Origin of the sequence: Halanaerobium polyolivorans (genome assembly GCF_020711195.1) — a bacterium.
Classification (GTDB): Bacteria; Bacillota; Halanaerobiia; order Halanaerobiales; family Halanaerobiaceae; genus Halanaerobium; species Halanaerobium polyolivorans.
This window is the reverse complement of record NZ_JAJFAT010000020.1, coordinates 1-15,070: the sequence shown is the minus strand read 5'-3', so window position 1 is coordinate 15,070 and position 15,070 is coordinate 1. Positions and strand designations below refer to the sequence as shown.

The following is a 15,070-nucleotide window of genomic DNA, read 5'->3' as shown; positions in this document are numbered from 1 at the left end:
TTTCGAGATTTATTAGGACTTTTTTATAGTATTAGCTGTTATCATGTAATTAGACAAAGTTAAAAGGGAGGTTGATTATATGAAGCTGATCAAATCATTTTTTATAATTTTTATTCTAATCTTCTGCTTACTTATTCATTTAAGCCCGGCAGACAAGATCTATGCTTTTGAATATAGTCAATTTAATACTTTTGAGCCAAATATTAATTTAACAGTTTTAGATAAATTTGATCATAACTTTGCTAACAATAGTTTTATGGTCGCTAATTATAATCTTCCTTCAAATAATAATTTAAATAGAAGATTTGCCTTTATTAAACAGCTTGGAGCAAATAATCAGAGCAATATAACTCAAATAGGCAATATTGGCTCTATTGTTGAACTAGTACAGATCGGTGATAATAACCAGGCCAATGTCAACCAGATCGCTAATTTTGCTAAAACAGAGGTATTTCAGTTCGGCAGAAATTTAGATGTATCAGTAGATCAGTGGAGAAGCGGCTCTCAGATATATGTTATTCAATCTGGAATCGATAAATACACCGAAAAAATCAAAATTATAGAATCCAAATAAAGGATTAATCTCTATTCAGAGCAAAATCTGAATTGAGTTAATATAAAGGGAAGGCTGTGTTAAATCATATTTGAAAGGGGGGAAATTCAAATGAGGAATAAAGTTTTAGTTCTAGCTTTAGTGGTATTATTTGTCCTGGGAATGACATCTATGGTTGCTGCTTTTGGTTGGGGGCCACCTGGACCACCACCTTGGGTACCTGGACCACCAAGTCAACCAGAAATTCCTTGTGATCCTGGTGACTATGCTATGATCAATCAAGTTGGCAGTTGGAATGATGCAATGGTCATACAAACTGGTGAATACAATGCTTCAAGTCGTTGTGTTCCTTATAGTTCTATAGGTAATAACGTGGCATTTGTTACCCAATTTGGTATGAAACATGAAGCACTTGTTAATCAAACTGGTGGAGAAAATTTTGCAAGTATTTTATCTACCGGTTATGGTGATAAGGCAACTATTTATCAAAATGGTCAGTATTTAGCTGCTAATGTTTTCCAAGATGGATTCAGAAACAATGCAGACGTAAGACAAGTAGGTGCTAAAAACCTTGCAACTGTTATCCAGTCTGGAGTTAAAAACAATGCAGTAGTTAGACAAAATGATATCAATGATGTAGCTAAAATCATGCAGCACGGCTACAGAAATAATGCTACAATAATTCAGAACTAATTTTAATGCAAGTAATGGTATTAAACACAGCCTGAAGAAAGTTTAAATACTTACTTCAGGCTCTTTTTTTAAAATATATAAAATTTGGAGGTGTAAAAATGGTATCCAGATTTTTAATTCTTTTCATTGTAGTGGGATTATTTTTAAGCCTTTTATTTTCAGCTAATATTTATGCTCAAGAGACAGAGCAAAATGAGAGAGAATTAAATGAGAGAATGCAGTTAATTCATTCTTCTCAGATGATGGCTAAAGAAGAAGCAGAAGCAGCTGCTGCTAGAAGTGGAGTTAGTTTATATCTAACCAATTTTCATACCGATAATACAGAGTACAAATTAGGTGCTAAATTTGAACACAGCTTAGCTTCAGACAGGTTTCCTGGTCAGTTTAATGGTCTAGATTTAGCCTATGTAATCGAGGGTATATATTTAGAAGGAGAAGTTGATTCTCTAGCCGGCTTTTTATCATTAAAAGCCACCTTAAATGACAGGATGTTTGCTCCTTATTTTGGAGCAGGAGCAGAATTTTTGGGAGTTGCCTATTATCAGGGTTTTGTCGGTTTAAATGTGAATAAAAACTTTTTTGTAGAAACAAAGTTTATCAATGATAAAGGACAGTGGGATGAGGGAGATTTTTATTCGGTTGCCGGATTTAAGATAAACTTCTAGGGGGGTGAAATTATATGAGAAGAAAAATTATTATTCTGCCTCTGCTCTTAGTATTTCTATGCAGCACTTCTGTTTTTATTTCAGCTGCCTCCACCACAAGCTATAGATTTAGAATACTTAATTCTCCAGATCAGCGTCAGGTAGCCTATAATATAGCTAAAGCACAGCATGAAATGAGCCTGGAGCATGATAAAGTAGCCCAGTTTATAGCAATTATTGAGGGTAGAATTATGAGTTTAATCACTGAAAATATAGTTGAAAAAATGCTTGGAGATGGTTTTGGTGAAACTGGTGAAGCAAGATATGATACAAACAGCTTGGATATATTTGTAGTAGAAAATAATGATGGAACTGTAACAATTAATGTCAGAAATAAAATTTCGGGTGAAGAAAGTGAATTAATCTATAATCCTGCTCAATGGCCTGATATTTCAGGTTTCTAAAAAGTAGCTGTGGTGAAGGGAGAGGGTTCTATGGAAGCAATGATAGCTGCATTATTGGTTATCTCCTTATTTGTAGGTGGGCCATCAGGATTAGATCCTCAGACAAGAGAGGCAGAAAAGATTGAGGCTGAATATATAGAGAATCATGAGCAGATTATGGAAGATATCTTATTATCAGCAGACCAAATAATCAGCACTAAAGAAAATGTTACTACTGCAACTCAATTATTGGCAGCTTTACCTAACAGAGAAGATAAAGCTAAAATAGCCATCTATAATATTCAGGACAAAACAGGCCAGTACAGTGAAATAGGTTCTAATATAGTTTCACAGGGTGCTACAGAAATGTTAATAACAGCTCTGCTGAGGTCAAGACAATTTGAAGTTTTAGACAGAGTTAATTTTTCCAACTTTATGACAGAGCAGTCTCTAGTAGAACAAAACAGGATCATCGAAGGCCAGGGACCAATAATCGGTCAATTATTAGGGGCGGATTATTTGATCTCAGGTGCTGTAACAGAATATCAAATTGATAAAAGAACTGGCGGATTGGGTTTGATAGTTGGAGGAAAAGGTGGTATTCAAGAACATGCAGTAGCCAGCTGTGCAGTTGATCTAAGGGTTACTGATACTACAGATGGCAAAGTAGTTTGGGCCAGAAGCTTAAAAAAAGAAATTGTTGGTGAAAAAATTGGTTTTGAAGTATTTTCATTTATGAACAACAACATTGTAGAATTTGAAACAGGCAGAGGACAGCAGGAAGTAATTAATCTTGTAGTCAGAACTTTACTCGAAGAAGCTGTCTTTAAATTAAGTATAAGTGGAGTTATGTAGTGGAAGCAGATTTAATAAATTTAAATTGTTGTGGGAAACAATTTTATAAAATATATTAATCTCTGATAAGAGATTATTAAGTTTTTTCCACTACAAATCAGGGGCTGAAATACAAGCCCCTGATAATAAAAGTGGAATAGTGGATAAAGATTATCCATTATAAACTGTAGAATAAATAATTAAATTAAGCTATGGATAATTATTTATCCCGGAGCAGAGTATGCTCCGTTTGGCCCCGGTTAAAACCGGGGTCTATTTTTGAAAATAATTTTAAGAAATTAATAAAAAAGCTGGACAAAAGAGAAAATTTATTATATAATTCGACTTAGAGTCAGTTCTGACTCAGGGTCAAAATAAAAATAATAAATTTACTCCCCTCCCCCGGGGAGTTTTTTTAATTTAATGTAAATTTTTAAATGATTTTACTATATTACGCATCAATACCTGATTGGTGACTGTACCTACTCCACCAGGTACAGGGGTGATCATTTTAACCTTTTCGGCTGCAGAATCAAAATCAACATCGCCAATCAATTTTCCATCAACAAAATTAGTTCCAACATCGATAACTATAGAATCTTCATTTAGCATCTCAGCTGTGATTAACTTTGGCCTACCAACTGCTGCTACGACAATATCGGCATTTTGCAGTTCAGCTTTTAAGTCTCTGGTTCGAGAGTGGCACATCGTTACTGTTGCATGCCGCTGCTGCAGTAATATAGATACCGGTTTACCAACAATATTACTTCTACCAACAACAACTGCTCTTTGACCTTTAAGTGGAATCTCATAATAATCCAGTATTTCCATACATGCTTCTGCAGTACAGGGTACTAAGGTTTCATAACCGGCAAAGAGTTTACCTAAAGAAGCAGAGGTAATACCTTCAATATCTTTTTTAGGATTGATCATTTCTAGACTATCTTTAAGTTCATCAGGTAATGGCTGCTGAACCATTATCGAAGTTATTTCTGGGTCCTGATTAGCACTTTTAAGTTTGGCTAAAAAAGCATCGGGATCATCTTTAAACTGCTGATATTCGAATTCGATTCCAATCTTTTCACAGTTTTTAGCTATTCTATTAGTATAGGCTTTACTGGCAGCATCTTCTCCATACTGCATTACAAGCAAATGAGGTGAACTACCGGTCTCTGCCTTCAGTTTTTTGACTTCATCAACACACCATGCTTTAATTTCTGCAGCAAGTTTTTTACCACTTAACTCTTTCAATTAATTCACTCCTGTTGTGTAAATATTTTAATTAGCTAATGCAATTATTTCTTCTTTTAACTGGGCACTTTTTGCTTTTAGAACTTTGTATTCTTTTTTGACATTTTCCTTATATTCATTATCATCCAGGCTTTTAAGATTGATCTTAATATTGGCTACTGCACTTCCTACTGCTGCATCACCAATATAGGCAGCAACCTCGAAATCACTGGCCAGCATTCTATTCCCAATTTTACTTATAGCAAGTGTTAACTCCATCAATCTCAGCGCTTTTTTTGTCATATCCATTGAAAATTCAACCGCATCACTACAGACAGATTTTACCTTTACCTGATCTCCAGCTTTATAGCTGTCTAAGATCTGAGAGAGAATTTGGCTGTCCTGGTCAATCATTATGAGCATTTCTTTTTTCAGCTGATTACTTTCTGCCAGGATTGCTTTGGCTTCATCTTCCACATCCTTATACTTTTCTTTACCGATTGTTAAATTCGAAATAAAGCTGATAACAGCAGCATTTAGAGCCCCACTTAAAGCTGCGGCACTCCCACCCCCAGGAATTGACTGTTCAGAGGCCAGTTCATTTAAAAAACCTTCAATCGTTTCTTTAGAATACATATTCTACTCCTTTCCTCTTATTATAATATTTAATAAATTCATTCCCCAATTTACACTCACTTTTAATTATATAGAATCTTTTTGCTGATAACAAGATGATTTAGCAAAGTTTTTTGGCAATTAGGCTTAAATAATCACTTTAAAAAAGGATATTATTCAATTATGTTGAATTTTATTTAATAAGTAGAAATATTCTATTATTTTAAATTTGTTGAATTGACTTATGATTCAGGAAGGAAGTGAAGGTGTTGAAACTTAAATTCCTCCATAATATAGAAAACAAAATATATTTTATACCAACATTATATGCAGTTATAGCCACAATTTTTTCAGCACTTGTAGTTTACATAGAACACAGCTACAGTGATTTTTTGATAAACAATATCCCGGCTCTGTTTCTGAGCTCATATGATCTTTCAAAAACTATTTTTTCTACAATTGCGGGTTCTCTATTTGCAATGATTACCGTTTCTTTTTCAACCATCATGGTAGTTTTAACCATGTATTCATCCCAGTTTTCTCCTAGAACAATGCAGGATTTCTTAAAGAGCAAAGTTACCTTAAAAGTTTTGGGCTTATTTATTGCTGGTTTTATATACTCTATTTTAAACTTGCTTTTTTTAGAGGATAATATTGCTGCACCTGGAGAGCCATCATTTTTTTCCACCATAATTGGTGTTATTATTGCCATAGTTTGTCTGGGTTATTTCGTATATTTTATTCATCATGCTGCAAATTCTGTTCAGGTTAATCTTTTAATTGAAAACTTAAAAAAAGAAATCATAGAGATAGTTGATAAAATTGAAGCAAGAAATGATAATAATGAGCTTATAAAAAATGAGGCCCCAGATGATTTAAAAGAAAAGATGAAAAGAGAATTTTGTGAAATAAAAGCAACTAAGAGCGGCTATATTCAGGTGATCTATGATATAGAGCTAAGCAAATTAGCTGATAAGTATAATTTAATTATTCGGGCAGAAAAAATGATCGGTGATTATATAACAGAAAACTCTGTTGTTTTTAAGATCTGGAGGGCAGAGCATAAAGAAGAAACAGAGATCGAAATTGAGGAACTTAAAGCAAAGGTCAATAGTAATTTAGTGATCAGTAATGAGAGAAGCAAGAAAAATGATATCGAATTTGGACTTTTAAAATTAACCGAGGTTGCTTTAAGGGCAATTTCTCCGGGGATCAATGATCCTAATACTGCAATATTTTGTATTAATCAGCTGGGCTGGGTTTTATCTAGAATAGCGGTGGCCAATATAGAAAACACCTATTATTATAATGAGGAAGGTGAGGTCTGTTTTATAATGGAGGATATTTCTTTTTGGTATCTGCTCTATAAGACCTTTTATCAGCTTCGACATTACAGTAATCAGGATGTTTCGGTAGCTGGCTCAATTATTGATGCACTTGTTATAATTGCAGAAGGAAGCCCTGAAAATATCAAAGAACAGGTCTGGAAATTTAGTGATTACATTATTGATGGGTTTGATAAAGAAGTGCTAGAGCAGGAAGATAAAAAATATCTTAATCATAAGATCTATAAATTGGCAAAAGAAACAGCCAATAAAGATAATAAAGAAAAATATTTTGATGTTGATAGTGTAAAAGGTGTAAGCTGGAAATAAAAAGTCAATCTAATTAGGGAGGGCAGTCAAATGTTCGAGATAGAATTAGACCGTGAAGGAGAAGAAAATTTATATAAGCAGATTTATCAGCAGATTAAGGCAGAGATTTTAGAAGATAGGTATACCCCTGATTCTAAAATGCCTTCTATTAGAAAATTGGCTGCTCGCCTGGGTGTTAATACAGAAACTGTTGTTAAGGCCTATGATCTTCTGGCAGAAGAATTTTTGATCTATAAAAAAGAAGGTAGCGGCAGTTATATAGCTCCTGCTGCCGGTTATAAGTCAAATCAAGATGATCAGAGATTAAGGATATTGAGTTCAAAGGATTCTTCTCAAAAGAGAATAATCGATTTCAGTGGTAAACAGTATAAAAGAGAATATATGCCCGAATATGCTTTTGACCTTGTTTTTGATCAGTTTTACAGCCAAGTTCAGGGAAATGTGTTTAAGCAAATAGAATTTGAGGATAAGCAGTGGTTTGATTTTCTAAAAGAAATGAAAGCCGGTTATCAAGAGCAGGCTCTATATTATAATTCAGCTTCTGAATTGATAAGTATCTTAGAATTATTTATCAAAAAAAGTGATCTCCTTTTATTTGAATCACCTTCAGAATTAGGCCCATTTGCTCATTTTTTAGCTCAGGCTCAGCCAAGGGAAGGGCAGATCAACTCTGATAAAGCTGAGATACTTAAAGTTGAAAATGCAGATTATGAGGTTTTGATGGATTATTTAAGAGAAAATAAGATTGACTATTTAATTTTAAGTGATGAGCCGGTATTTGCCAATGTTTTAAGCTGGAGTATTTCCAAACTAAAATCACTCTTTGAACTGGCTGAAATGCTGAAATTTAAAATTATAATTTATGAAACATATTATTTATATGCCCAAAAGCAAAAAGTAGAGGAACTGCTTAATTCAAAGTTTAAGAACAATTTAATTTTGATCAGGGAATTAAGTGATAAAGTTTTTGCCGGCCTTGAATCAGGCTTTGTTTTTCTGCCTGAAAATGATTACTATGAAAGAGAAGCCGATCTGAATAAAAATTTATTGGAAAATAAATTTAAAGCCTTATCTGCAGGTGATCAGCTTATAGAAAATGTACTATCCTATTATTTAGAAAAATATTATTTAACTAAAAGGACTAAACTTTTAAAACAGCGGCTTAAAAACAGAAATCTCTTATTAAAAGATGAGCTGGAAAAAAGTTTCAGAAATATTGAAGTTAAATGCAGTCAGAGTTCTTTTTACAGCATTCTTTATTTAGAAAATGATTTAGATCAAAAGGCTTTTAATAAATTTGCTAAAAAAATAGGAGTTTTGCTGGCAGATCACAGTAATTTTTTAGTGGAGCAAAATAGTAATCAGATTATATTGTCCACCGCAGCACTTGATCAATTCAGTATCAGACAGGGGGTTATCAAATTAGCAAAAATTTATCGGCAATATCTAAGTTAATTTAATTAAGCTATTTTAATTTTGGCTATTTTTTGATAAAATATAATTAGAGAAGCAGAGATGTATTTAGTTGGACATTAATAGTAATGGAGTATTGAGTAGTAAGCAAAGCAAAATAATAGGGGGTAAAAAAAATGACAGAAGTTAACCACGAGATTCTAAAAGATCTTATCAGTTGTCAGGATAGTCCCTGTGTCTCTATTTATATGTCAACTAAACCCGTTCGCAAAGGTGAATTTAAAAAACTGGAGATTGAATTTAAAAATCTGCTGCAGGAAACCGAGAAAAAATTAAAGGATATCTGGGATTATAAGCAGCGAGATGTAGATAAATTCTTAAATGAAGCTGCTACTTTGGCAGCTGATATTAATTTCTGGCAGGAACAAAAAGAAGGTTTGGCCGTTTTTATCAGTGAAAATCAATTCGATTTCTTTAAACTGCCGATAGATCTTTATAACAGTACCCATGTAAGTCAATGCTTTAATTTAAAGCAGTTAATTTCAGGTCTCTGGTATGATAAAAAATATTATATCTTAGCTTTAAGTCCTAACTTAAATCAATTATACAGGGCTGATAGAAATACTTTAGCTGAGATTGAGCTTAAGGAACTACCAACTAATATTAAAGAATTTTTAAATATTGATGATGAAGGTGCTCAGGGATATCAGTCAATGGCCAGAGCAGGAAGCGCTTCGGTATTCCATGGTGAAGGAGCCGCTGATGATGATCAGGAAGATCTGCTGCATTATTTAAAAGAAATAGACAGGGTTGTGTTTAAGAAGTTGAAATCTAAGGATGATTATTTATTAATTGTTGCAGATGACAAGCTGTTTTCTCTTTACAAGGATGAGATCAACAGCTATTCTAATTTATTAGATGAAAATCTAAGTGGTAATGTTAAAGATATGAATAGAAAAGAGTTAAAAGAAAAGAGCTGGGAGATTGTAGAACCTCATATTCATGATTATCTCAAGTCAGTCAAGGATCAATTTGCTGAATTGAAGGGTTCAGAAAAGATCTCAAAAGAGCTTGAAGATATTATAGAAGCAGCTTATTTCAGCCGGGTTGATTCTTTACTAATCAATAAAAAGGCAGATAAAGAGGGAGTTTTTTCTCCTGAAGAAAAAGAGATTAAAGATGTAAATGACAGAGAAAATTATGACCTTTATAATTATGCTGCTGTACAGACTATTTTAAATGGAGGCAAGGTATATCCACTTAGTGAAGATAAAATGCCTGATAATGCTGATATCGCAGCTATTTACAGGTATTAGACTAAGCTATATAATGCTGAAAATCCTTGCTTTTAAATAAAAAATATGTTAAAATTATCAATGTTAATGCCGAAGTGGTGGAATTGGCAGACGCGCTGGATTCAAAATCCAGTGGCCCTTGCGGCCGTGCGGGTTCGACCCCCGCCTTCGGCACCACTTGATATTACAATTATTATAGTGATTTTGAAAGCCCTCAAAAAAGAGGGCTTTTTTCGCTTTTTGGCCAAAATCCTAACGAAATCCTAACATGATTTTTATTTTTTGTGTGTTTTTTGATGTTATTTGCTCAATTATTTTCAAGATATTGATTAAATATTTTTTGAGCTTTTCTTTGAAATTCACTGCATACATGTGAGTAAATATCCATAGTTGTTGTTACACTAGAATGACCCAATCTTTCTGAAATTACTTTTATAGGCACACCTGCTTCGAGAGATATAGTTGCAAAAGTGTGTCTTAAATCATGAAGTCTAAATTCCCCAAGTCCTGCTTTTTTTGCTACTGACTTAAATCTGCGTGATGGAACATCAGGACTGTTCAGTTATCTCTTTCACCAGTCCTTACTTCACGACTTACCAGTCTCTAACTCTACAGTCCAGTTAAACAGACCCTATCTTCATAATATTATCAGCCACGTTTTAGGTTCTCACCAATCGCCCCCTCTGACATATTACTACTGAGGTTATGGTGTTTCTGGCCTACCACCTTTGAGATTAGATTTCTCCCTCCGCCTACCAGCCTGACCCACTGCTTTAAGCAGTGTTTAAACCATTAAAATCTGTTTACCACTCCTGTATTATCTTCAACTTCAACTGCGCTGGCTGTCTTTTGCTAAACTGGCTTTATCCTCCTGCAGGTCGCCCTGCTATCTAAGGACCAGTCATCATAGCTACTACTGACGCCATCTGAACTCTGTATCTGCTTTATCTTAGTTTTCCCGTTCAGGTTATGCCTCGACTTACTAAAACTAGTTTTTGTTTCAGGCAAATACAGAACTCCTCCGGTCAATTATTCTATCTTACTGTCATTCCAACCCTAATCACACCCGTAAATCCAGCCTAGATTGCATTGTTTTTATGCCGGCATTGAGCTTCTTCGTATAGTTGGCGAATCGCCATTTACAGATGCCACCTCTGGTTCACATAATGTTTTGGACTAACAGCACGTATCAGACTCTTCAGATTCCATCTCACGGTGAACACCCTGTCATTGTTGACTTCTACATGATACATGCCACAACATAGGTAGGACTTCCACCTACTATCAGAATAATTTACGGAGCCCACAACTAAATTAAGCGGATTATGAAATTCGCTTAATTAAGAGCATTTAACACAATAAAGTTATTAAATGCATCTTAGGAAGTTTAAATTCTTGTATTATTGTGTAATAGCACTTAATTTTTTAAAGATATTTACGATAATATTAATATAAGATTATATTAATAATTTTTTAAAAGGGATGTTAAGAGAAAATGGAGTTAAAATCATTAAAAAGCAAACTAATTGTAGTCATAGGATTATTAACAATTTTTATTTGTATTAGCCTTGGTATAATGGCTTATCTTAATACTTCTGTAATTATAAGAGCTGAAATTGAAGAAAGAGTTTTAGAAAAAGCTGATGATGTTGGTCAATTAGTGAGATCGAGACTAGATACTCGTATTTAGGAACTAGAAGCTATTGCTAATAGGAAAGTCATTAAAACTATGGATTGGAATCAAATCCAAGAGGTTTTGGTAGATGAAACCGAAAGAACAGATTATGCAACAATAGCACTCGTACAGTTAGATGGATCAACTAATTATATTGATGGCAGCACTTTGGAACTGAGTGATCGTAATTATGTTCAGGAAGCATTTGCAAATAACTCTTATGTTTCAGATATGTTAATTAGTAGGGCAATTAATGAACCAGTAGCTATGGTATCTGTGCCTATTCAAAGGGATGGTGAAATTGTAGGTGCTTTAATTGCAAGAATGCTTGGTGAAGATGTAATTAATATTATTACAGATGTTCAACTAAAAGAAGATGGAAGTGCATTTATGTTTAATAATGCTGGAACATTAGTCGCTCATCAAAATAGAGATTATGTAATGGAGCAGTTAAACCCTATTCAGGAAAACAATGATATGTATAGAGGTTTAGCTGAGTACATGAATAGTGCGATTAACAATCAGAGTGGTTTTTCAAGTTATAATTTTGACGGCCAAGAGTTTTATGGTGGATATACAGAGGTTGAAGGCACAGACTGGATAGTTAGTGTTTCTGCATCAGAGGACGAAGTTTTAGCAGGACTTAATAGAATGAGAAATTTAATTATCATATTTTCTTCTATAATATTAATTTTAGCTCTAATATTTGTCTATTATTTTTCTAACAAAATAACAAAACCTATAATAGAGGTTAGTAATTATGCTAAAAAAATTGCTGATGGAGATTTAAGCCAAAAGGTTTCAGAAAAATTGTTAAGGAAAAAGGATGAAATTGGTCAGCTGGCAAATGCCTTTTCTGATATGAATCATAAATTGAAATCATTAATTGGACAGGTTATTGATATCGCAGGTAATTTATCTGCTTCCAGCCAAGAATTGTCTGCTTCTGGAGAGGAAGTAGCAGCTTCAGCTGAAAATGTTGGTCAGGCAATACAAGATGTAGCTTCTGGTGCAGAAGAACAATCTGCTCAAGTTGAAGAAGCTACCAGTAATGTTGATGAGTTAATAGTTCAGATAGAAGATGTTAAGAATAATTCTAATCAGATGAATAATCAGGCAGATAAAGTAATGAATAATATTAATGAAGGAAACTCTTCAATTGATGAATCAGTAATGAAGATTAAAAATGTTGAAAGTAATTCTAATGAAGTTTCAAGCACTATAAATAGGTTAGGAGATTTATCCGAAAAAATCGGAGAAATTATTGATTTAATTAATAATATAGCAGATCAGACTAATTTACTTGCTTTAAATGCAGCTATTGAAGCAGCCAGAGCAGGAGAAGCAGGAAGAGGATTTTCTGTTGTAGCTGATGAGATTAGAATATTAGCAGAGGAATCATCTAAAGCTACGGATCAAATAAGTGGTTTAATTAACAAAATACAAAATAGTGTGAAAGACGCGATAGGTAAAATGAATAATAACAAACAAGTCGTAGATGAAAGTGTTAATGCTATTGATACTACTGGTAAAGCTTTTCAAAAGATTAACAATGCAGCTGTGAACTTAAGAAATCTTATAGAAGAAATTAGTAATAATGCTGATATAGTAAATCAAAATAGTAACGAGATTGACACTAGCATTAAAGAAATAGCTTCAGTAAGTCAAGAAGCAGCAAGTAATTCTGAAGAAGTTGCCTCTGCTAGCGAAGAACAAAGTGCATCAACTGAAGAAATAGTTAGTGCTGCTGAAGAGTTAGCAAATATGGCAAATAACTTAACAGAGGCTGTGAATAAATTTAAAATATAATATATAAAGTATGTAGTATTGAGAAGATTTATATTGAAAGTTGGTGGCTAAATGGATGTAAAAATAAGTGATTGTTTCGATTTTGATAGACTAAATAAATTGCTCGAAGCTTTTAACCAGGCAACAGATTATGTAACTGCAATTGTTGATCTTGAAGGAAATGTTTTATCTAAATCAGGTTGGAGAGAAATCTGCACTGATTTCCATAGAGCCAAGAAGTGTACCTCAAAAAATTGCAAACAAAGTGATACTATTTTATCTAAGAAGATGTCCGAAGGGGAAGATTATTATGTTTATAAGTGCTTGAATGGCTTAATTGATGTTGTAGTTCCAATTATTATAAAGGGAGAACATTTTGCAAACCTTTTTACAGGACAGTTTTTATTTGAAGAACCCTCCTTAGATTTTTTCAGAAAACAGGCAGAACAATATGACTTTGATCAAAAATTATATCTTTCTGCAGTTAAAAAAGTACCTGTTGTCTCAGAAGAAGAAGTTAAAAACATCATGAAACTCTTAATTGATATAATAGAAATTATTTCAGAGTTAACTGTTGAAAAAATGGAGCAGCAGAAATTAAACAATTTATTAGAAAAATCCTATGATAAATTAAAATTAAGAGAAGAAAAACTTAGTCAGCAAAAAGAAGAACTATTTGCTTCAAACGAACAACTTGCAGCTTATAATGAAGAAATTATTGCTATGAACGAAGAAATGGAACATTCATTAGAGAAAGTGAACTTGCTTAATCATAGATTTGTTAATATGATTGAACTTGTATCAAATATGGAAGATAAAATTCTACTCAGTGAAAAAGATTTTTTTTCTGATCTGTTAAAATATGCTGTAGAGATAATACCAGAAGCTGACTATGCTAAAGCTTTAATAATAAATGCTCAAGATAAATGTGAATTTGCAGATTTGCTTGGGCATGACATCAAAATATTAAAGGAAATGAATTTTGATAAGAAGCTGTTAATTAATCTAAAAAACAAGGAAGTTAGTAATACTGAAGATCATTTATTTGATTTAAATCAAATAGAATCAGAGAAAAGAGAAATGCTTTTAAAAGCATTAAAACCAATCAAGGAATCATTGTATATAAATATCAATATTAATGATCAGATTATTGGCAGAATTGAACTTGATATTAAGAAAGATAGCAGTAAAGAGTTCAGTGATATTAGCAAAAAAATATTAGACTCTTTTTCAACTTTAGCATCTTCATTTTTTTCTTTTAAAAGATTTGATAATTTGCAGGCTAACTTTACCAAAGAATTATTAACCTCTATTATAAAAATAATGGAGATGTACGATCTTTATACTAAGGGACATTCTGAAAATGTGGCAGAATTAGCTGCAGCTGTAGCTAAGGAGATGAAGCTTTCCAAGCAGACAATTAGAGACACTTACTGGGCAGGTCTCGTTCATGATATAGGTAAGTTATTGATACCCATCGATATTATAAATAAAAAAGGCAAACTAACTGATAAAGAGTATGAATTGATTAAAAAACATCCAGTTTGGGGAAATAAAGCTTTGAGTAGTTCTGAAAATTTAAAGCCGATTGCTAAATATATACTTCATCACCATGAAAGATGGGATGGTAGGGGCTACCCTGACGCTTTAAAAGAAAATGAGATTCCTTTAATTTCTCAAATTTTAGGAGTGGCAGATGCCTGGGATGCCATGCTGTCTAATAGAGCTTATCGTAAAGCACTAAGCTATAAAACAGCACTGGCTAAAATCAAAAATAATAGTGGCAGCCAGTTTTCTCCTCTAGTAGCGGATACCCTTATTAAGATTATTGAGGGTGATAAAATAGAACAGCTTAAAGTAGATGTTCTAAATAATGATATTAATGATTCTAAAAATAATAATATTTTAAAAAGCTGAGGCAAACTTTAATGCTGGGGCTCTGGGGTGAGAAATGCATGGTAAGTACATTGAAAAATAGAGTAATTCATTAGTTAGAAGTATTTACTTCTATTGCTTTTGAATAACTTATTAATAGGCATCTCTTAATTATATCTGGTTTCAATTGCTTATAAGTTCATAAAAAGTTATAATGTTATGTATAACACTGTTTCTTAAGGAGATTAGAAGATGCAGAAAAACAATCTAGAACTTAAAGATATACTTTTTGATAGTTTAACTATTATAGTACTGGGGCTTTTATTTATTTTTATTGCACTATTTACCACAGTTGAA

General features: G+C 33.0%; 14 protein-coding genes and 1 tRNA gene. 12 read left to right on the top strand and 3 right to left on the bottom strand.

Annotated features, from left to right (window positions below; translation table 11 throughout):
• Positions 1-79 precede the first annotated feature (79 nt).
• From LJ207_RS11190 to LJ207_RS11170, 5 genes are all read left to right on the top strand, one after another.
• Positions 80-574, top strand: a complete 495-nt coding sequence (locus tag LJ207_RS11190) for a hypothetical protein (RefSeq protein WP_229346582.1) — start codon at positions 80-82, stop codon at positions 572-574.
• 90 nt (positions 575-664) lie between these two features.
• Positions 665-1,246, top strand: coding sequence for a hypothetical protein (locus tag LJ207_RS11185; RefSeq protein WP_229346581.1), 582 nt, complete (start codon positions 665-667; stop codon positions 1,244-1,246).
• Between the two features lie 98 nt (positions 1,247-1,344).
• Positions 1,345-1,911, top strand: coding sequence for a hypothetical protein (locus LJ207_RS11180; RefSeq protein WP_229346580.1), 567 nt, complete (start codon positions 1,345-1,347; stop codon positions 1,909-1,911).
• Positions 1,912-1,925: 14 nt separating this feature from the next.
• A complete protein-coding gene (locus LJ207_RS11175) occupies positions 1,926-2,354 on the top strand; it encodes a curli assembly protein CsgF (RefSeq protein ID WP_229346579.1) in 429 nt (142 codons plus the stop codon).
• A gap of 30 nt (positions 2,355-2,384) precedes the next feature.
• Positions 2,385-3,188 carry a CsgG/HfaB family protein gene (locus LJ207_RS11170; protein ID WP_229346578.1) on the top strand — a complete coding sequence of 268 codons (804 nt, stop codon included), beginning with the start codon at positions 2,385-2,387 and terminating at the stop codon, positions 3,186-3,188.
• 399 nt (positions 3,189-3,587) lie between these two features.
• Here LJ207_RS11170 and LJ207_RS11165 read toward each other — a convergent pair whose 3' ends face one another.
• A complete protein-coding gene (locus LJ207_RS11165) occupies positions 3,588-4,418 on the bottom strand; it encodes a bifunctional 5,10-methylenetetrahydrofolate dehydrogenase/5,10-methenyltetrahydrofolate cyclohydrolase (RefSeq protein ID WP_229346577.1) in 831 nt (276 codons plus the stop codon).
• Between the two features lie 27 nt (positions 4,419-4,445).
• Positions 4,446-5,033, bottom strand: coding sequence for a cyclodeaminase/cyclohydrolase family protein (locus LJ207_RS11160; RefSeq protein ID WP_229346576.1), 588 nt, complete (start codon positions 5,031-5,033; stop codon positions 4,446-4,448).
• 245 nt (positions 5,034-5,278) lie between these two features.
• On the opposite strand from LJ207_RS11160, the gene LJ207_RS11155 reads away from it, so the two are divergent.
• The 4 genes from LJ207_RS11155 to LJ207_RS11140 all read left to right on the top strand — a co-directional run bounded on the left by LJ207_RS11155 (position 5,279) and on the right by LJ207_RS11140 (position 9,552).
• A complete protein-coding gene (locus LJ207_RS11155; RefSeq protein WP_229346575.1) occupies positions 5,279-6,667 on the top strand; it encodes a DUF2254 domain-containing protein in 1,389 nt (462 codons plus the stop codon).
• 30 nt (positions 6,668-6,697) lie between these two features.
• Positions 6,698-8,122 (top strand): GntR family transcriptional regulator, encoded by a 1,425-nt coding sequence (locus LJ207_RS11150; RefSeq protein WP_229346574.1) that lies wholly within the window; start codon positions 6,698-6,700, stop codon positions 8,120-8,122.
• Between the two features lie 134 nt (positions 8,123-8,256).
• Complete coding sequence (locus LJ207_RS11145) at positions 8,257-9,396, top strand: baeRF7 domain-containing protein (protein ID WP_229346573.1); 1,140 nt, start codon at positions 8,257-8,259, stop codon at positions 9,394-9,396.
• A 68-nt stretch (positions 9,397-9,464) separates the two neighbouring features.
• Positions 9,465-9,552 (top strand) — tRNA-Leu (locus LJ207_RS11140).
• 130 nt (positions 9,553-9,682) lie between these two features.
• Here LJ207_RS11140 and LJ207_RS11135 read toward each other — a convergent pair.
• On the bottom strand, positions 9,683-9,937 hold the full coding sequence (locus LJ207_RS11135) for a site-specific integrase (protein WP_229346604.1): 255 nt from the start codon (positions 9,935-9,937) through the stop codon (positions 9,683-9,685).
• Between the two features lie 933 nt (positions 9,938-10,870).
• On the opposite strand from LJ207_RS11135, the gene LJ207_RS11130 reads away from it, so the two are divergent.
• Genes LJ207_RS11130 through LJ207_RS11120 form a run of 3 tightly spaced genes read left to right on the top strand, consistent with a single transcriptional unit; the run spans position 10,871 to position 14,755 of the window.
• On the top strand, positions 10,871-11,065 hold the full coding sequence (locus tag LJ207_RS11130; RefSeq protein ID WP_229346572.1) for a hypothetical protein: 195 nt from the start codon (positions 10,871-10,873) through the stop codon (positions 11,063-11,065).
• Positions 11,066-11,104: 39 nt separating this feature from the next.
• A complete protein-coding gene (locus LJ207_RS11125) occupies positions 11,105-12,859 on the top strand; it encodes a methyl-accepting chemotaxis protein (protein WP_229346571.1) in 1,755 nt (584 codons plus the stop codon).
• A 51-nt stretch (positions 12,860-12,910) separates the two neighbouring features.
• Positions 12,911-14,755, top strand: coding sequence for a PocR ligand-binding domain-containing protein (locus LJ207_RS11120; protein WP_229346570.1), 1,845 nt, complete (start codon positions 12,911-12,913; stop codon positions 14,753-14,755).
• Positions 14,756-15,070: the final 315 nt, after the last annotated feature.